Below are 17,021 nucleotides of genomic sequence, written 5' to 3'. Positions count from 1 at the left end.
TCGCAACGCGCGTCGACACTTGCGGGTCAGCCGTGGTCGGCTAGATTCAATCGAAGAGTGCCTTGACGTTCTCCGGCGGCCGGCCAATTACCGCTCGTCCGCCGCGCACGACGATCGGACGCTGCATCAGGATGGGATGCTTTTCGATTGCTTCGTATAACTGAGCGTCGGTCAGATTCGGGTTGTCCAGGCCGAGGTCCTGATAAACAGATTCCGTATCGCGCAGCATGTCGCGCACGGGACAGCCCAGCATTGCGTTCAACGCCTTCAATGCGGTTGCCGATAAAGGTTGCTGCAGGTATTCGATGATTTCGACGGGCTCGTCTGCAAGGTCGTAGCTGGTGGTGATCAGTTCGCATGCGCCGCGCGATTTGGAGCAGCGTGGGTTGTGGTAAATCGTGATCATGGTGGGGGGGGCGGCCCGGTGCGGAATGGGTGATGAGAGGACGAAGTTTAGCGTCGATGGATGGGGTTTGTGGGGTGGGCCCGGCCGCATGCGCAGTTGGAGGGCTTGGGTTCAGCTGGAGGGTTGGGTTCGGTTGGAGAGGTTGGGTTGAGCTGGAGGCTGGGTTCTTCGCTGCGGTAGATGAAATGAATACGTTTTGCTTGGGTTGATTCGCGCAATCGACCAAGCGCCGCGCTGATCGGGTCAGTTGTCACACGCTTCCTTAGCGGTTGAGGCCGGTGGGCTGGCCGTGGAGTTTGGTTTATGCGCATAAACCGCGGCGGGTCCGTGCTCTCGATGGAGCCGCTCAACGGCCGCTAAGCAGGCAGCCACCGTCTTGCGTCTCCAAGGACGAACATCTAGTCCCCTAGCCCCGACCCCACCACCAAATCTTTTGCGCATTGGGCTTGCACCGCTGTGATCTGGTTTATGCGCATAAACCGCGGCCGATTCGCGCTCTGCTGATGCGACTGCTCTCATGGCAAACCGTGGCTCGGCCCTCCTTATGGAACCAGACATTGCGATCGCCGCTTGCTTGCGGACCGAAACTCCGATCCAGGAGTCAGTGTTCCAAAGAACTCCCGGACACGTCATTCCCAAGTCGGTCGGTCGATCAACAACACAGTTGTGAACGGAACGGCCGTCGCCAGTGCGGTCTCCATCGACAATGCGCCACTGCGGAGCCGATCAACCTCAGCCGTCACTGGGTCCTCATCCTGTTTATGCGCATAAACCTTGGCCGAATGGCCTACTCCTCTCGTCTTTACGACAAAAAACATTGAAATACAAATTCATCAAGGTAAAATCCATCAGCGTCTAAAAAGAGAGGTGAAGATTGGCAGCTGAAATCATCGCGGTAACGCAACAGAAGGGCGGGGTCGGGAAAAGCACGATCGCGATGCACCTCGGCGCTGCCTTCCACGAAAGAGGCAAGCGAGTCCTCGTCGTCGATGCTGACGGGCAAAACACCCTGGTTCACTGGGCCGGCGCTTCGTCAGATAGCGAATCCGGTATCCCTTTTCCCGTCGTCAATCTCTCTGAATTCGGTGGCCAGATCCATCGCGAGATCAAGAAGTTCGTTGGGGACTACGACATCATCGTCGTCGATTGCCCGCCCTCCATTACCGAAAAAGTCTCTGGCGTCGTGCTGCTGGCGGCGACCGTTGCCATCATCCCGACGTCCTCGTCGCCGGCGGATTATTGGTCGAGCGTGGGCCTCGTCAAACTCGTCCAGCAAGCGCAAGTGATGAACGAGGATCTGCGCGCGGTCTTTCTGCTCAACAAGACTGAAGAGAAGCGGATGCTGACCCGCGAACTCAAGCGCGCCTTGGAAGAACTGGGCTTTCCGTTGCTCAAGACGCAGATTCCCACTCGAGAAGCCTACAAGCAGGCCATGGCACTAGGGCAAACCGTGCTGCAAATGAACGACCGCGGCGCCAAGCTTGCCGCCCTCGAAGTACGCGCATGCGCCGACGAAATCGCCGCGCTGCTCCCCTGAATTTATGCGCATAAAGGACACTGAATGAAACCCTCCCAATTCGCTAAAGGCTTTCAAGCACGTCCGGATACGACTAGCAGTGAAAAGCGGACCGCCCTCGACCGTCTGAACGCGATCGACGGTCTGGTCAAGAATGGGCCGAAGGCCGCTGAAATCACCGGTCGATCGCAGCCGCAAATTGATGCGCAGGCCGTTGCCGAGGCCGACCCAGCGGAGACACTGAACGAGTCCACGGCTTACCATGTATGGCGTCTTGAACATGGATACCGTCCGGGGCAGATCATCGAGCTTGCCTTGAAGGTGATCAAACCGAGTCCGTTTAATCCACGGCACTTCTATTTGAAGTCCTCGATTGCGGAACTGGCGGTCAATCTCGCCAAGCAAGGACAACAGCAGGCGATCCACGTGATCCCTGACTACGACAATCCGGGCAGCTATTTCGTCAGCGACGGAGGACGCCGGGTACGCGCGTTAAAGGAAGCGAACAAGGAGTCGGTCAAGGCGATCGTGATCGATCTGCCAATCGGCATTCAAAGCTACAAGCTGGGCTACGACCTGAACGTTCAGCGCGACTCGCAGACCGTTTTCGACAATGCTGTCGTCTGGAAACGGTTTCTCGACGACCGGCACTTCCAGAGTCAAAAGGAGCTGGCCGAACACCTTGGACTGGACGAGTCGACGGTCGCCGTCGCCCTATCGATTGCGAAGCTGCCCGAGGCGGTCATGCATGAGATGGTTGCAAGAACCGACCGATTCGGCTCGAACATGGCATATCAGGTCGGCCGATACCATGCCGCGCGCGGATCGGACGCCACGCTGCGCCTGATCAACAAGATTCTTTCTGATGACCTGAGCACACGCCAGGTGGCCGACATTGTGAAGGGCAGGGCGAGTGCACAGGAAAGCGCAAAGCCTGCCGGCCGCCAACGCTATGCGCAGCGACTCGAGATCAAGCTGGATGGCGTGTCCGTTGGCGATCTGAAGTCGTACGGTGACGATCGCATCGAACTCAGGTTGAAGGGACTGTCGAAGGACAAACGCGACGATATCCTTCGTCAGATCGAGCAGATTTTGCAGCAGAAGTAACGACCCTGTGTGGCGTCGAAACCCGACGCCGCACACGTCATTGAGCCAGTGCCAGAATCAGGCCGCGCGGGATTGGCTCAAGGTGAAGGCGAGCAAGTCGCCGTCAGTCGGCTCGCCCCACGTCTTACGTGCCAGCCAGTCGAAGAAAGCGGTCTCCGCGAGCTTCGAATCCAGCCCGCGCCGGCGCCAGTCGTCGCGCATATGCGTGCCCATCTCGGGCAATTCGTCCTCTTCAAACGATTGACGCGCGAGTTCGCGATCGGACTCGCCTTGCTCGTCGTAAAGCGCGCGGGCTTCCTTGCGGCGATACGCCGAGTACTCGCCAAGCAATCGCGCTTTGAGATCGTCCGCAGGCGCCGCGACGGCTGCCTTGGCGCCGCTCGCAGACGTGACCGATTCGACCGGCGGCGCGTAACCTTTCTTCAAGGCGTCCTTGAACAGCGCAGGCGCGCTGCGCACCGGCGGCAGCGACGTGCTGCGCATACGCTGCTCCGTCATCTGCAACGCGGCGCGGATGCGATTTTCCTCGCTGTCTGCGTAAAGCGTTTGCGCCTCCTTGAGCGGAATGCCGATCTTGACCATTCTGTCGACCAGCGTGCTGTCGAACACGTTCGGATGCTCGTCGAGCGCCAGCATGGGCTGCTTGCGCTCGGTCACGCGAAACTGAATTTCCGCGACCCGCCGCCCTTCGCGATGCTCGATCAGCTCGACAAAGATGTTCGTTACCGCGTTGACTTCGGCGATAGCCGGCCGCAAATAGTCGCGCTTGAAGTACTTGTACTCGCGCTTCGCCTCGTCACCGGCCTCGGTGTCGGGTGTGCCGGAGAGGATAGGGCGCCACCATTCCCACGACTCCCGCATTGTCAGATGACTCGGATTGGTCAGATAGCGCACGCAGATCTCATACAGTGCGAGGCCCGCGCTACTGCGCAACTGGCTCTGGAACTGCAGACTGAGCCGCGCGTACTGAACTGGATCAAGCAGCTTTTTCTTGATCTTGGGCGCAAACGAGAATTCGACCCAGACACGTCGCGTCGTCGGGTCTTCGAGAATTTCGGCGTCGGCAATCAGGGTTGAGATACCCCATTTTCGGCCGGGCTTCTGACTTGATGTGCCTGTGCTCCATTCGACCTGCACCGACACCATTCGCCGAAGGTGTTCCTTGACCAGCGCGGTGTCATTCGAATCGAATGCCGAGTTGGCGACAATGTCCGAGAGGAGCGCCCGGTAGGTATCGCCGGACTCGTCTGCCTGCTGTGCGACCGCAAGCAGCACATTGAACAGCTTACGGGTGAGGAGGGTGATCTTGCCGCTTTTCGGCTGAATCGCGATCGCCTCGACGGCTTTGCGCAATTCGGCGGAGCTCGGGCTCACCACATCAGTCTTCTTCGCGCGCTTCGTGGCCATGCGTCGGGTCGAGGAGGGATTTGGCGAGAGCATACCGGCTGTGGTGAAGCACGTCTATAGGGTGCATCTCACCATTCCCGGTGAAGTGAGTTTACGGATCACGACTCACCTCGATCGTCTCCTGAAAATCCTCACCTCAAGCGCTGCCGCGAGATTCCGGGGTTTCGTTGCGCCTCGCGCGATCGAGAAAATTGGCCCCATCCAGGGTCCGTCCTGAACGGGAGGATTTTGCTCCTGTATTGGCTCACCTAAAAGATCGTCGTAATTTTGCGACGTGATTTCCGCTGCGAGGACAGCACAGCAAACCAGACTCAACCGTCGGTCCGACCGTCAACCGAGATTGCCGATGACGCGGCAAGGGAGGGGCGTCCTCCCGGATCGGATCAATACCACGACCAGGAATGGGCGATCGGCACACGAGCCTCGCTCATCGATACCTAGAACCCTCTCAAGGTCCAGCGACGCTGCCCGCGCGATGCTTCGTGCGGGACATACCACGTCATCAATCGCGCCGTGCCAACGGCTCGGAAGGGATTTCAGTCATGCGACGGTTCATGCGAGCGTCAAGCACGAGACCCTCAGCTGCCGGAAACAACCTCATGTCACGCGGACGCAAGCGACTCGAATCGCTGCTCACCCACGAGCCCACGCCTCTGGTCTAACCGTACCCTCAGATCGAACCCCCGAAAAGTCTCACCTTGACGCTGGCTGGACCCGCGAAATTACGCGGTTCATGCCGGGCCACGCCAAAATTCACCGTCAGAACACTCCCGAAAAACCTCACCATTGGCGCAAACGGAGCGCCCTCATACGCTCGTTGAGTGACCTCAAGCGGCTCCCGAAAAGCCTCACCTATCCTCGCTACCAGGAAAATCCCCAATCATTTCCGTGACTTAGCAATAACACGTTATAGATCGCTTCAACTTCAGCGGTCCCGAAAACCCTCACCTTTGGAATGTCGCGGCGCCATGCGCTGCTCGATCTTGCGACAGCCGGGTGCCCCCGAATATCCTCACCTTTGGAAAATCCTCGACGCTCAATTCGTTCTCACCCATCAAGTCTGACAGGCCTTTTCCGGTAAGTAACCGCAAACTTTCTCCTGAATATCCTCACCTCAGAGGATTTTCCGCGGCACAAAGGCTCCCGAAAAACCTCACCTCAACGAGTGAAGGATGCTTTACGACCGAATTGGGTGATCAAAAATATCGCCTCCCGAATTCCCTCACCTTGGTACGCCAGGCCTCCTCTCGCGCCTACTTGAGCACCTCAGCAGCGGTGAAAGGGGGCGCAGAGCTCCCGCAAAGTCTCACCGTAGACGTTTCGCCGCTCAAAAAACGGGCATACCTGGCGCCTTGCCCCCGAAAAACCTCACCTTGGGGGCTCGTTTTCTCCCGCGTTGCCTCACCAAAGGCTTCCGACACCCCAAATCCGGGCCGAAAACACGGTGGATTGACCGTCCCGAAAGCGCTCACCCCAAGGTTTCCACACGCTCCGGGTATTTTTTACGTCCCGCGGGCCGCCAGGCTCCGTTTGGTCCCGCAAAATCTCACCTTTGCCCAAACCGCATTTTGTAAGCGACTCCTGAACCCGCTCACTGTACGTCCCGCAGCCCCTCACCCACGCCCCCGAACCCCATCACTCAACCATCCCGCAAGCCCTCACCACGATTCCCGTAAAGCTTCACCTGACTCCCCGGAAACCCTTGCCTGGTAAGGATCTGCCGTGGCGTTAACGTTTTTAACAAGGGTTCAAGGGTGTTTACTTTTATTACTCTCAAGAATTTCCACCCCGTGCGTCCTTCGGACAGCAGCACAACCCCAAGCGGGGCGTCATTCCGCTTCGTGAAACAGTGGCCAAAATCCGGGAAAAGATAGAAATCCGTTTTCAGACAAGGGCTTATAGACTATTCTTCGTTTTGTTTCACGGAAATCGCAATGAAACCCGATGGGACGTCGATTCCGGAGCACGTGGCGGGACCCTATCGCCCCCAAAGCGACCGTACCCTATAAAGTTGTAGCGAATACTACGTAAATTGTTATGATTCACGGAATCCCAGCAATATCGAGGTGTAAATGAATCTGGACGAAGAACGCCAGGCCATTCGGCAAGAACTCGACTCAATGCGCGAATCCGGCGCACGCCGGCAGGAATTGTCACTGCATGCCTGCAAGCGGCTATTTTTCGATCTGGGCATTCGTCCCTCGATGGCCGCGGTACGCGATCTCACGCAAACCGGCAGCGCCAGCGATATCCCCAAAGACATTGATACCTTCTGGGAACGCATTCGTAGCGCGTCGCGCGTTCGCGTGGGTGCCGGATCCATTCCAAAAGCTCTCGAAGATCGCGCCGGTGAACTCCTTGGGGCATTGTTCGAAGAAGCGCTTTCACATGCGCGTTCGTCGTTCGAAGGCGAACGCGAGGAAGCACAGACGCTGATTAGCGCCGCTGAGCGCGAAACCCGCGAAGCAGAAATCCGCCGGCAAGCATCCGAAGCCGCGATCAACCGCAGCGACGCCCGCGCCGACGCGGCGTGGGAGCGTGTTCGGACACTCGAAGCCGAACTGGCCATGGCCAGTTCGCAAGGAACAGTTCATCAGGAAGGTCTACAGGCTACGGTACGTAGACTCGACGCGGAAAACGAATCGCTGCGCAAACGTCTCGATACCGAACAGTCCACCAATGCGTCCTTGCGCGACAGGATCGATACCTTACATATCGAGATGCGTCAAAGTACCGAGCACTATGCGCAACAGATCAAGGATGCGGTCGCCGAAGCCGAGCGTCGCGTCAAACCCATGCTGGTCGAGCTCGATTCGCTACGCACGATGGCGGCGACCTACCAGTCCGGCGTTCGCGATGCAAGTCGCAAGGAATTCGACTTTATTCAGCAGATCGCGGCAGCCAAGGGGCGCGGCGACCGGTTGGACGCGCAGTTGCGCGAACAATCCGATGAACTGGACGCCCTTACCAAAGAGATCGCCACGTTGCGCGCGCAACACGGCATCGACCCCGTTCTCGCGCGCGTGCTATCGGAGCTGGCAAGCGCCGGCCGGTTGAGCGCCGACCAGATGGCGAGTATCGGTACACTCGCCGATGGTCACGTCGTATTGCCGCTGCGCTGCCCGAAATGCGAGGACGGTGAGCCTGAACTGTCCCAGGTCGATCATCGCTACGAACTGCAATGCCCGGAGTGCGAGCATTCATCCGGGCCCGGGCATTCCCGCCTCGAAGCGGTCACGCGATTTTTGGCGGTCAAAGCAGTGCCGGCAGCCGTCTAGCGGAATGCATCCCGTTATCCCGTGATCGAAAGAAGCCTAAAGGTGAGGAGATTCGGGACCAGAAAGGTGAGGCTTTTCGGGCCTCCCTTCACACTTTAGTTAACGTGGATCCGCGTCGGACGGCGCTACCGGCTCTCGGGGCGCGTCCGAATACTCCTCGCTGCTAGTGGGAATTTCCTCCGTTTCCGCCCAGCTTTTCCAGGACCGAAATAGCCGATTCGCGGAAACAGGTTGCATGAAGCCCAGCCACTGCCCAACCAGATCCGGGGCAACGCCGGTTTCAAAAAGATCCGCGGCAAAAGTGTTGCGCAGTGTCTGCGGGCTTGCACGTGATTCGCGGGAGCCTGCGAAGCCAGCGGCCTCGATCAATGCGTCGACGGACCGAAGCATGGTGGCCTTGTGCATGGGCCGCCCGGACGGCGAAGCCGGAAACACCAGGTTGCCGGCCAACTCGGAGGCCCGCCGGTCGGCAAGCCACGCATCCAGCACAGCAACAGCAAAGGGCGAGAGGCGCGTGCGTCGGGTCATTGCCGGATTCGGCGACTCGATCACCACCCAAGGTGAGCCGACGGCCACGCAACTAACCGTAAGTGTTCGGGCCTCACCGGTCTTCAGCCCACCCCCGAGGAACATGGCAATCAGCGCCCGGTCGCGGCGCTCCCGCCAGCGTTGCGCGGCAGACAAGCCGGTGACGGACGAGAACAGATGCGCGATGAGCAACCCCCGCTCGTGGCTGGTCAAAAACCCGGTCGGTTCATTGTCGCGCGCGTTGCGCCAGGCCGCTTCGCCGTCCTGCGCGATGAAGCGCGCCGGGTTGGTGGAGGCGAGTTCGATTTCGCGAACGTGGTCGAGGACCCGCTCGATCAGACGCAGATAGCGCACACGCTGAGGTTTGCGGGCATCGAGACCGGCGACGAAATCGGCGATCGTCCGGGTGTCGACCGTGATCAGCGTTTTGTGACGGATGCTGAGCCAATCAAGAAAGAGGCCCCATTGCGCCTGGTACACCTGTGCGGAGGAGCGGCGGAAATGCTGGCGGGATAGCCACGCATCGAAGGCAATTTGCGGATCGCGTCGCCAGTCTTCGCGTTCCTGATCGAACAGGTCAGTGGACGGAATGTGTCGGTCGGCGGAGCCGGACGAGTGGGGAGGGAGCATGGTCTATCTTTCCGTTAGTTGCGTCTGATTGTAGGTCGTACGCACGAAAGATGACAGCAAGCCGGGCGTGCGAGGCCCGTTCGCCGTCTCAAACACGATCGCAATCAGCCACCCCAGGCGCGCGGACGCCGCACGACCGGCCGCTGTCGGGGGGCGGCGCGTGCCGCATCACGCTGGGCTTCTTCATACACCGCGACGGCGAATGCGAACACCGCCGGCAGTGCATTCGACGCGCCGAAGTCGACTGGTTCGTCCGTCTCGGGATAAGGCAGCGCGGACGGACGTTGAAAGAGGCCAAGCATCAAGGCGTCGTGACGGCTGGCGAATCCCAGGTCCGCGAGTGCCTCCGCTTCGATGGCGTGCAAGAGCCGCCAGGTGAGCGGAACCTGCTGCACGATATAGCGCGCGGCGATGTTGCGGACGATGTGTTCCAGATCGCGCGCCGCTGTTTGATAGCGGCGCGCAGCCAGGCCGTGATCGGCATGGCCGGATGTTAGTTCGTTCATGTTCGGCTCCGGTCAATCTGCGTATACTGTACAAATATACAGTGGTCCGCGCAACCTCGGCCGAATGGCCACGCGTGCAAAAGGTGCGGCGCGCGCTCAGCCGTGAATCACCACGAGCAGCGCTTTGGCTTCGCTTTTGCCGGCATTGCGAATGGCGTGCGGTTCGTCGGCAACATAGCGTGCCGTGTCCGCCGCCTTCAACCGTCTGGTGGTGCCCGCCGCCTCAATTTCGATCGCCCCGTGCAGAACGGTCAAATGCTCACGCGTGCCTGGCTCGTGTGCATTCGACACCAGCGCCCCGCCCGCCTGCAGCGTCAGTTCGTACCACTCGAACTTCCCTGCCAGTTCAATCGGTCCCCACACCCGCAACTGATATTTGGCGTCGTGCCCGTTCAACGTGGGAATCTCGTGCGGTCCCGACACGGCGATGGCCTCCGGCGCCTTTTGCTGCGCGAACAGCGAATCGAGACTGACGCCCAGCGCGTTGGTCAGCCGCCAGGCAACCGCAATAGTCGGATTCGCCTTGTCGCGTTCGATTTCCGAGAGCATCGACTTCGACACGCCCGCTGCCCGTGACAGATCGTCGAGCGTCATTCTGCGCTCGCTGCGCAAGCGCTGAATCTGTTCGCCCACACGCGGCGGCGCAGCCACGCTCTGCGCTAGAGTAGGTGCTGCGCCTGCTGCCGCGCGGCGAGTGCCCGAACTTGCCATTTTCTGACCTATCGTTTAGAGTTGTTCGACATACCGAACATGAGTTCGGAAAATCGAAAATGTTCGATAAAACTGATAATCGACTATAGCAGGCCGCGGCAGCGCCGAACATGGCGGTTGCGCGGCCTCGTGCCCATTCAGGAGTCTGATGTATGCGTGAACCCTATCTCGCCCATCTGCGCAGCACGCTCGAACAGATCCGCGCCGACGGCTTTTACAAGACCGAGCGCGTGATCGCCAGCCCGCAATCGGCCGATGTAAAGCTTGCCAACGGCGCGGACGTATTGAACTTCTGCGCCAATAATTACCTGGGTCTGGCCGACGACGCGCGCCTGATCGCCGCCGCCAAAGACGGGCTGGAGCGCGACGGATTCGGCATGGCGTCGGTGCGTTTCATCTGCGGCACGCAAACGGTGCACAAGGAACTGGAGCAGGCCTTGGCCGCGTTCCTGCAAACCGACGACTGCATTCTGTATTCGAGCTGTTTCGACGCGAACGGCGGTCTGTTCGAAACGCTACTCGACGACAACGACGCCATCATCAGCGACGAACTGAATCACGCCAGCATCATCGACGGCGTGCGGCTGTCGAAGGCCAAGCGTTACCGCTACAAGAATAACGACCTTGCCGACCTCGAAGCGAAGCTGAAAGAGGCCGACGCCGCCGGCGCCCGCTTCAAGCTGATCGCGACGGACGGCGTGTTTTCAATGGACGGCATCATTGCCGATCTCGCCGGCATCTGTGATCTGGCCGACCGTTATGGCGCCCTGGTGATGGTCGACGATTCGCACGCCGTGGGTTTCATCGGCGAGCACGGACGCGGCACGCCGGAGCACTGCGGCGTGCTGTCGCGCGTCGACATCATCACCGGCACGCTCGGCAAGGCGCTGGGCGGCGCCTCCGGCGGTTACGTGGCCGCGCGCAAGGAAATCGTCGAACTGCTGCGCCAGCGCTCACGCCCGTACCTGTTCTCCAATACGCTGACGCCCAGCATCGCCGCAGCTTCGCTGAAGGTACTCGAACTGCTCGCGAGCAAGGAAGGCGCGGACCTGCGCGAGCGTGTGCGTGCCAACGGCGCACACTTCCGCAACAAGATGAGTGCGCTCGGATTCACGCTGGTGCCTGGCGAACATCCCATCATTCCGGTGATGCTCGGTGACGCGCAACTCGCCTCGCGCATGGCCGACGCGCTGCTGCAAGAAGGCGTCTACGTGATCGGCTTCTCGTTCCCGGTGGTGCCGAAGGGGCGCGCGCGCATTCGCACGCAGATGAGCGCGGCACATACGTCCGAACAGATCGACCGCGCGGTCGATGCATTCGCACGCGTCGGCCGTTCGCTCGGCGTCATTTGAACCTGGGGACGCACATGAAAGCATTGGCAAAACTCGAACGCGCTCCGGGCTTGACGCTCACCGACGTGAAGAAGCCCGAAGTCGGTCACAACGACGTGATGATCCGCATCAAACGCACGGCCATTTGCGGCACGGACATTCATATCTGGAAGTGGGACGACTGGGCACAAAAAACCATTCCCGTGCCGATGCATGTGGGTCACGAGTATGTCGGCGAGATCGTCGAAATGGGCCAGGAAGTACGCGGCTTTGCAATCGGCGACCGCGTCTCGGGTGAAGGGCACATCACCTGTGGTTTCTGCCGCAACTGTCGTGCGGGACGCCGGCATCTATGCCGCAACACCGTGGGCGTGGGCGTGAATCGTGAAGGCGCGTTTGCGGAGTATCTGGTCATCCCCGCTTTCAATGCGTTCAAGATTCCGCCTGAAATCTCCGATGACCTCGCGGCAATCTTCGATCCGTTCGGCAATGCGACGCACACGGCACTGTCGTTCAACCTGGTCGGCGAGGACGTGCTGATTACGGGCGCCGGCCCAATCGGCATCATGGCGGTGGCGATTGCGAAGCACGTCGGCGCGCGCAACGTGGTAATTACCGATGTCAACGACTACCGCCTCGAACTCGCGCGCAAGATGGGGGCGACCCGTGCGGTGAATATTTCGCGCGAATCGCTGCGCGACGTGATGGCCGATCTGCACATGACCGAAGGCTTCGACGTGGGCCTGGAAATGTCCGGCGTGCCAAGCGCGTTCACCAGCATGCTCGAAGCGATGAATCACGGCGGCAAGGTTGCGCTACTGGGCATTCCGCCTGCGCAAACGGCAATCGACTGGAACCAGGTGATCTTCAAAGGTCTGGAAATCAAGGGCATTTACGGTCGCGAGATGTTCGAGACCTGGTACAAGATGGTCGCGATGTTGCAGAGCGGACTCGATCTGTCGCCCATCCTCACGCATCACTACAAGGTGGACGATTATCAGGAGGCTTTCGCCAAAATGCTCTCGGGCGAAAGCGGCAAGGTGATCCTCGACTGGACCACCTGATTTTCACCGGCCTTTCACGCTGACATTTTCGTCCGGTTACGAGCCGCAGCGCACCTTAGGTGCTTCAGGAGCCTGCGGCCGGCCGGTCGAATTCCGCCTGGATGCGCACGTGCACATCGTCGCCCACGGCGGGATACCACGTTCCCAAGCCGAACTTCGAGCGGCTGAAACTCCCCTCTGCAGAAAATCCCAAGGTGTCCTGCTTCGTCAGCGGATCGGGTCCATAGCCATTGAAGGTCACGTCGAGCGTCACCGGCTGCGTCACCCCGCGGATGGTCAGATTGCCGGTGAGCTTGCCGCGCGCGTTGCCGGTACGCTCGAAACCCGTACTGACGAAGCGGATCTGCGGATAGCGCGTCACCGCAAACATGTTGTCGCCTTTGACCATCTTGTCGAGCAACGGCACATTGGTGTCGACGCTCGCTGCGTCAATGTTCACCTCGACCGAACTCTTGTCCATGCCGCCCGCATTCCAGTTCAGTTGCGCGGTCGCGCGATCGAAGCGAATCGTGAAGCGCGAATACTTCAGATGGTCGACGTCGAAGATGATGCTCCAGTGATGCGGATCAAGCGTGTACTGCCCCACCGGCACCCGCGCTTCCGTCTGGCTGACGGAGTGCGTGACGACCTGTAGCGGCGTACAGGCGGCGGCTGCCGCAAGCACGGCAATGCATACCGTACGTGCAGCCACGCTTCGAATAGCGTGTTTGTTCATGACGTTCATCTCTGACCCTGATTGATTCCACTCCGCCCCACGATACCGCGAGCCGCGCATTCGTGCCGGCTGAGTGGACGCCAATTGGCACCTACAGGTGTTAACGCGCCAGATGCCGAAAAAATCCCGCCGAAGAAAATTTCTTGACGAAGGAGAATGATCGTTCTACCCTTCGTCCATGAATACGGATACCGAATCCTTGATCCCAGGCAGTGCTCGCGAACGGCTGCTGGCGGCGGCTGAAGCGTTGATTTACGCTGGTGGCATCCATGCGACCGGCGTGGATGCGATCGTCAAGCAATCCGGTACCGCGCGTAAAAGTTTCTACACGCACTTCGAGTCGAAGGACGCACTCGTCGCTGCGGCGCTCGAACGGCGCGACGAACGCTGGATGAAATGGTTCATCGAAGGCACGCTGCGGCGTGGCAAGAGCACGCGCACGCGGTTGCTCGGTATGTTCGACGTGTTGCGCGAGTGGTTCACGTCTGAAGATTTTCACGGCTGCGCGTTCCTCAATGCCGCCGGCGAGATTGCCGGCCCGGACGATCCGATCCGCGTCGTCGCGCGCGAGCACAAGGAGCGCTTGCTGGCGTTCGTGCGTACGCAGTGCGACGAGCACATGAGTGCGATTGACGCGGACAGCCGGCGCGCGGCGCGCCTCGCGCGTCAGTGGCTGATCTTGATAGACGGCGCAATCGGCGTGGCGCTGGTGAGCGGCGACGCCGATGCCGCCCTCGACGCACGCGCCGCAGCCGAACGATTGCTGGACACGGAATCCCCGACCACGCGCCCGCCATCCCGGCGGGCGTCCACCTGACCCAGGAGAGCAAGCATGACTGACCCCATCGAAACCCGTCCGCCCCTGCCACCCTTCACGCGCGAAACCGCCATCCAGAAAGTTCGCGGTGCTGAAGACGGCTGGAACACTCGCGATCCCGAACGCGTTTCGCTGGCCTATACGCCGCAAAGCGTATGGCGCAATCGTTCGGAGTTCGTGACGGGCCGCAAGGAGATCGTCGGCCTGCTCACCCGCAAATGGGCGAAAGAACTCGACTACCGTTTGATCAAAGAACTATGGGCGTTCACGGATAACCGGATCGCAGTGCGTTTCGCATACGAATGGCACGATGATTCGGGCCACTGGTATCGCTCGTACGGCAACGAAAATTGGGAGTTCGACGAGAATGGACTGATGGCGCACCGTCATGCGAGCATCAACGATCTGCCCATCAAGGAAGCGGACCGTCTCTATCACTGGCCGCTGGGCCGCCGCCCCGACGATCATCCTGGCCTGTCCGATCTGGGACTGTGAGCCTCGGTCGAAACTGAATTCGAGGCAGGCCGCCTCTGCATGCGGGCCTGCTTCGGCAATCACGGTGAGCATCGCAAGCGCCTTGCGCTTTTAGAAGGTGTTCACCGATCTGCCACTGCTTATCCGGTATTGTGCTGGCTGGACGGGAGGCTCGCGTTGCGTGCCCGTCCTTCCGAGCGCCACTTCAACATGGACGGTAGGTGTTGAGGTACAGTGCGCGTCGGACGATAACCCAAAATATAACCAGCACATTCATGACACCGGCGTTCGACCGGTGACGGAGCGGATATGCATTTGCGGCAGACCAGCACCATGATCCGGCGCGCGCTTGTGACGCTTGCCGCCAGTTTCGCGGCGATTTCCACCGCGCATGCCGCGGACTGGTGTAGCGGCGGCGTGTGGGCCGACGCGATGCTCGGCTCGTATCACATCGATCCGGACCCCGGCACCGACTTCGAACAGTTCAACCCAGGTCTGGGTGTGGAGTGCTGGCTCAACGGCCAGTGGGCTGTGACGGCGGGGGGCTTTCGCAATTCGCTGCGCCGTCCTTCCTATTATGGCGGTGGTGTATGGGCGCCGGAATTCGCGCATTGGGGCGTGATTCGGCTGGCCGCGATTGCCGGCATCATTTCCGGCTACAACTACGGCAACTGGGGCCTGGGCCGCAATCACACAGTCGGTCCGGTGGCCGCGCCGATCCTGATGTTCGAATACAAGCGCGTGGGCGCCAACATCATTGTGATCCCGCCGATTCCTTCGGACAATTTGCCGTTCACCCTTGGCTTTCAGGTGAAGTACAAGTTCTAAGGTGAGCGATTTCGGGAAGGTGAGGACTTCCAGGAGTGCGTGCAACAGGTGAGGACTTCCAGGGAGTCACGCGAAACCTGGAACTCCAAACCATTCGTGTATGCGTGAATGGTGAGGATTTCCAGGGAAACGCCGGACAAACCGCCGTGAGCGTTACCTGGCGGCGCACCGACCCGCGCAGCCGGCCCGCTCCGGCTCAGAATATCTTGCAGACCTCATGCAGCGTTTCCAGCCGCTTGACCGGATCCGCAACATACGGATTCGTCTCGTCCCATGCATAGCCTGCCAGGATCGCGCTGATCATGCGGCGAATCATCGTCGTCTGGCGCGGATAAAAAATGATGTCCTGGAGTTCGCCCGTGTACCACCGTTCGACGAATGCACGGAACGTGTCGATGCCTTTGCGCAATGGCGCATCGTAATCGGCCTGCCAGTCCACCGTCTCGCCGTTGAACTGACGTTCAAGCGTCTTCACGGCGAGATGCGCTGAACGCAGCGCAATGGTCACACCTGACGAAAACACCGGATCCAGAAACTCGCCGGCGTTGCCAAGCAGCGCGTAACCCGGACCGTGCAAGCGTTCGACATTGGCCGCATACCCGCCAATGTGGCGCACCGGCATCAAAAAAGGCGCCTCGCCAATCAGACGGGAGAGCGTCGGCTCCTGCTGGATCAACGCGCGCAGTTTCGACTCACGTTCGTGCTCCGGACAGTCCAGAAACGCCGCCTCGGCCACGCAGCCGACGGAAGAGCGGCCGCCTGCCAGCGGAATCATCCAGAACCACACGTCACGGCGTTCGGGATGGGTGGCGACGCAAATCTTGTTGCGGTCCGTCGCGTCGAGCGGCAGACCGTCGCGCACGTGGGTGAAGATTGCCGCCCGCGTGGGCATGCCGGTGGGTGCCTCGAGATGCAAAAGGCGCGGCAGCACGCGGCCGAACCCGCTTGCATCGAAGACGTAGCGGGCGTGTACCTGGTACGCCTCGCCATCCTCCGCGACCACCTCGAGAACCGGTGCGCTGCCGGTTTGCATGGCGCTCACCGTGTGTCCGAAACGCACGTCGGCGCCTTGCTCCGCGGCGCAGCGAATCAGCAGGTCGTCGAACACCGCGCGTTCCACCTGGTAAGTCGTGCCCCATCCGGGCGAATGCTTGTCACGAAAGTCGAAGGCCGACGATTTGTCCCGCCAGATGAATTGCGCGCCGTTTTTGTGCTGGAAGCCCGCTTCTACGACTGCCTTCAGCATGCCTGCCTCTTCGAGGTAGGCCATGCTTTGCGGCAGAAGGCTCTCGCCGATCGAAAAACGCGGAAAGTGCTGCCGCTCCAGCACGAGCACCGAACGGCCGGCCTTTCTGAGGAGCGCCGCGGCGACTGCGCCTGCCGGGCCTGCGCCGATGATCGCTACATCGACGCTATTGGTTCTCGCTGTAAGGGAGTTCAATCGGTCCTCTGACGGTTACATTTCATGGACTGCGCCGTAGTGGACACAGCGTCCTCACCATTGTGCTTGTCATTGTAACGATACCGGTTCAAACGAATCAGATCGGATGGGTTTGGCAAAACGTAAGCCGCGCCGGTCGCGCGAAGGTGAGAGGATACGGGATAGTGAGGATTTCCAGGCGTTCGCTACGGTGAGCCTTTTTAAAGGCAGAAAATCATGACTGCGGCGCAAAGGTGAGGTTATTCGGGAGCGTGCACATGAC

14 protein-coding genes and 2 pseudogenes are annotated in these 17,021 nt (G+C 60.1%); 9 read left to right on the top strand and 7 right to left on the bottom strand.

The window, feature by feature from the left end:
- Positions 1 to 46 precede the first annotated feature (46 nt).
- A complete protein-coding gene (arsC, locus tag VGH41_RS13975; RefSeq protein WP_331598038.1) occupies positions 47 to 406 on the bottom strand; it encodes an arsenate reductase (glutaredoxin) in 360 nt (119 codons plus the stop codon).
- 874 nt (positions 407 to 1,280) lie between these two features.
- Here arsC and parA point away from each other — a divergent pair.
- The 3 genes and pseudogenes from parA to VGH41_RS13965 all read left to right on the top strand — a co-directional run.
- Positions 1,281 to 1,943: a ParA family partition ATPase gene (gene parA / locus VGH41_RS13970; RefSeq protein ID WP_331598037.1), complete on the top strand. Its 663-nt coding sequence runs from the start codon at positions 1,281 to 1,283 to the stop codon at positions 1,941 to 1,943.
- A 24-nt stretch (positions 1,944 to 1,967) separates the two neighbouring features.
- Positions 1,968 to 2,078 (top strand): annotated as a pseudogene (locus VGH41_RS26610) (chromosome partitioning protein ParB); the annotation flags it as partial.
- Positions 2,079 to 2,168: 90 nt separating this feature from the next.
- A pseudogene (locus VGH41_RS13965) lies at positions 2,169 to 3,029 on the top strand (ParB/RepB/Spo0J family partition protein); the annotation flags it as partial.
- A gap of 57 nt (positions 3,030 to 3,086) precedes the next feature.
- On the opposite strand, the gene VGH41_RS13960 reads toward VGH41_RS13965, so the two are convergent.
- Complete coding sequence (locus tag VGH41_RS13960; protein WP_331598035.1) at positions 3,087 to 4,436, bottom strand: replication initiation protein; 1,350 nt, start codon at positions 4,434 to 4,436, stop codon at positions 3,087 to 3,089.
- A 2,072-nt stretch (positions 4,437 to 6,508) separates the two neighbouring features.
- Between VGH41_RS13960 and VGH41_RS13955 the strand changes: the two genes are divergently transcribed.
- On the top strand, positions 6,509 to 7,714 hold the full coding sequence (locus VGH41_RS13955; protein WP_331598034.1) for a DNA-binding protein: 1,206 nt from the start codon (positions 6,509 to 6,511) through the stop codon (positions 7,712 to 7,714).
- 99 nt (positions 7,715 to 7,813) lie between these two features.
- Here the strand turns inward: VGH41_RS13955 and VGH41_RS13950 are convergent, their stop codons facing one another.
- The 3 genes from VGH41_RS13950 to VGH41_RS13940 all read right to left on the bottom strand — a co-directional run bounded on the left by VGH41_RS13950 (position 7,814) and on the right by VGH41_RS13940 (position 10,089).
- Positions 7,814 to 8,872: a tyrosine-type recombinase/integrase gene (locus VGH41_RS13950; protein ID WP_331598033.1), complete on the bottom strand. Its 1,059-nt coding sequence runs from the start codon at positions 8,870 to 8,872 to the stop codon at positions 7,814 to 7,816.
- Between the two features lie 104 nt (positions 8,873 to 8,976).
- Positions 8,977 to 9,378, bottom strand: coding sequence for a DUF2471 family protein (locus VGH41_RS13945; RefSeq protein ID WP_331598032.1), 402 nt, complete (start codon positions 9,376 to 9,378; stop codon positions 8,977 to 8,979).
- A gap of 96 nt (positions 9,379 to 9,474) precedes the next feature.
- The gene (locus VGH41_RS13940; RefSeq protein ID WP_331598031.1) at positions 9,475 to 10,089 is read right to left on the bottom strand and encodes an XRE family transcriptional regulator; all 615 of its coding nucleotides are present in this window, start codon (positions 10,087 to 10,089) and stop codon (positions 9,475 to 9,477) included.
- Positions 10,090 to 10,241: 152 nt separating this feature from the next.
- Between VGH41_RS13940 and VGH41_RS13935 the strand changes: the two genes are divergently transcribed.
- Both VGH41_RS13935 and tdh read left to right on the top strand, forming a co-directional pair.
- A complete protein-coding gene (locus VGH41_RS13935) occupies positions 10,242 to 11,441 on the top strand; it encodes a glycine C-acetyltransferase (RefSeq protein ID WP_331598030.1) in 1,200 nt (399 codons plus the stop codon).
- Between the two features lie 14 nt (positions 11,442 to 11,455).
- Positions 11,456 to 12,484: an L-threonine 3-dehydrogenase gene (gene tdh / locus VGH41_RS13930; protein ID WP_331598029.1), complete on the top strand. Its 1,029-nt coding sequence runs from the start codon at positions 11,456 to 11,458 to the stop codon at positions 12,482 to 12,484.
- Between the two features lie 64 nt (positions 12,485 to 12,548).
- Here tdh and VGH41_RS13925 read toward each other — a convergent pair whose 3' ends face one another.
- A complete protein-coding gene (locus VGH41_RS13925) occupies positions 12,549 to 13,199 on the bottom strand; it encodes a YceI family protein (RefSeq protein ID WP_331598028.1) in 651 nt (216 codons plus the stop codon).
- 178 nt (positions 13,200 to 13,377) lie between these two features.
- On the opposite strand from VGH41_RS13925, the gene VGH41_RS13920 reads away from it, so the two are divergent.
- The 3 genes from VGH41_RS13920 (at position 13,378) to VGH41_RS13910 (ending at position 15,318) form a co-directional block, all read left to right on the top strand.
- Positions 13,378 to 14,016 (top strand): TetR/AcrR family transcriptional regulator, encoded by a 639-nt coding sequence (locus tag VGH41_RS13920; RefSeq protein ID WP_331598027.1) that lies wholly within the window; start codon positions 13,378 to 13,380, stop codon positions 14,014 to 14,016.
- A gap of 15 nt (positions 14,017 to 14,031) precedes the next feature.
- Positions 14,032 to 14,511 carry a nuclear transport factor 2 family protein gene (locus VGH41_RS13915; protein WP_331598026.1) on the top strand — a complete coding sequence of 160 codons (480 nt, stop codon included), beginning with the start codon at positions 14,032 to 14,034 and terminating at the stop codon, positions 14,509 to 14,511.
- A gap of 288 nt (positions 14,512 to 14,799) precedes the next feature.
- Positions 14,800 to 15,318, top strand: a complete 519-nt coding sequence (locus VGH41_RS13910; protein ID WP_331598025.1) for a hypothetical protein — start codon at positions 14,800 to 14,802, stop codon at positions 15,316 to 15,318.
- A gap of 196 nt (positions 15,319 to 15,514) precedes the next feature.
- On the opposite strand, the gene VGH41_RS13905 is transcribed toward VGH41_RS13910, so the two are convergent.
- Entirely contained in the window at positions 15,515 to 16,759 is a 1,245-nt protein-coding gene (locus VGH41_RS13905; protein ID WP_331598024.1) for an NAD(P)/FAD-dependent oxidoreductase, read from the bottom strand.
- Positions 16,760 to 17,021 lie beyond the last annotated feature (262 nt).

The sequence above is a fragment of the Paraburkholderia sp. genome (assembly GCF_036488795.1).
GTDB lineage: Bacteria > Pseudomonadota > Gammaproteobacteria > Burkholderiales > Burkholderiaceae > Paraburkholderia.
This window is presented reverse-complemented; position numbering and strand designations above follow the sequence as displayed.

Coding starts and splice junctions, on each gene's coding strand:
- arsC (WP_331598038.1), bottom strand. CDS start 406: ATGATCACGATTTACCACAACCCACGCTGCTCCAAATCGCGCGGCGCA.
- VGH41_RS13960 (WP_331598035.1), bottom strand. CDS start 4,436: ATGGCCACGAAGCGCGCGAAGAAGACTGATGTGGTGAGCCCGAGCTCC.
- VGH41_RS13955 (WP_331598034.1), top strand. CDS start 6,509: ATGAATCTGGACGAAGAACGCCAGGCCATTCGGCAAGAACTCGACTCA.
- VGH41_RS13950 (WP_331598033.1), bottom strand. CDS start 8,872: ATGCTCCCTCCCCACTCGTCCGGCTCCGCCGACCGACACATTCCGTCC.
- VGH41_RS13945 (WP_331598032.1), bottom strand. CDS start 9,378: ATGAACGAACTAACATCCGGCCATGCCGATCACGGCCTGGCTGCGCGC.
- VGH41_RS13940 (WP_331598031.1), bottom strand. CDS start 10,089: ATGGCAAGTTCGGGCACTCGCCGCGCGGCAGCAGGCGCAGCACCTACT.
- VGH41_RS13935 (WP_331598030.1), top strand. CDS start 10,242: ATGCGTGAACCCTATCTCGCCCATCTGCGCAGCACGCTCGAACAGATC.
- tdh (WP_331598029.1), top strand. CDS start 11,456: ATGAAAGCATTGGCAAAACTCGAACGCGCTCCGGGCTTGACGCTCACC.
- VGH41_RS13925 (WP_331598028.1), bottom strand. CDS start 13,199: ATGAACAAACACGCTATTCGAAGCGTGGCTGCACGTACGGTATGCATT.
- VGH41_RS13920 (WP_331598027.1), top strand. CDS start 13,378: ATGAATACGGATACCGAATCCTTGATCCCAGGCAGTGCTCGCGAACGG.
- VGH41_RS13915 (WP_331598026.1), top strand. CDS start 14,032: ATGACTGACCCCATCGAAACCCGTCCGCCCCTGCCACCCTTCACGCGC.
- VGH41_RS13910 (WP_331598025.1), top strand. CDS start 14,800: ATGCATTTGCGGCAGACCAGCACCATGATCCGGCGCGCGCTTGTGACG.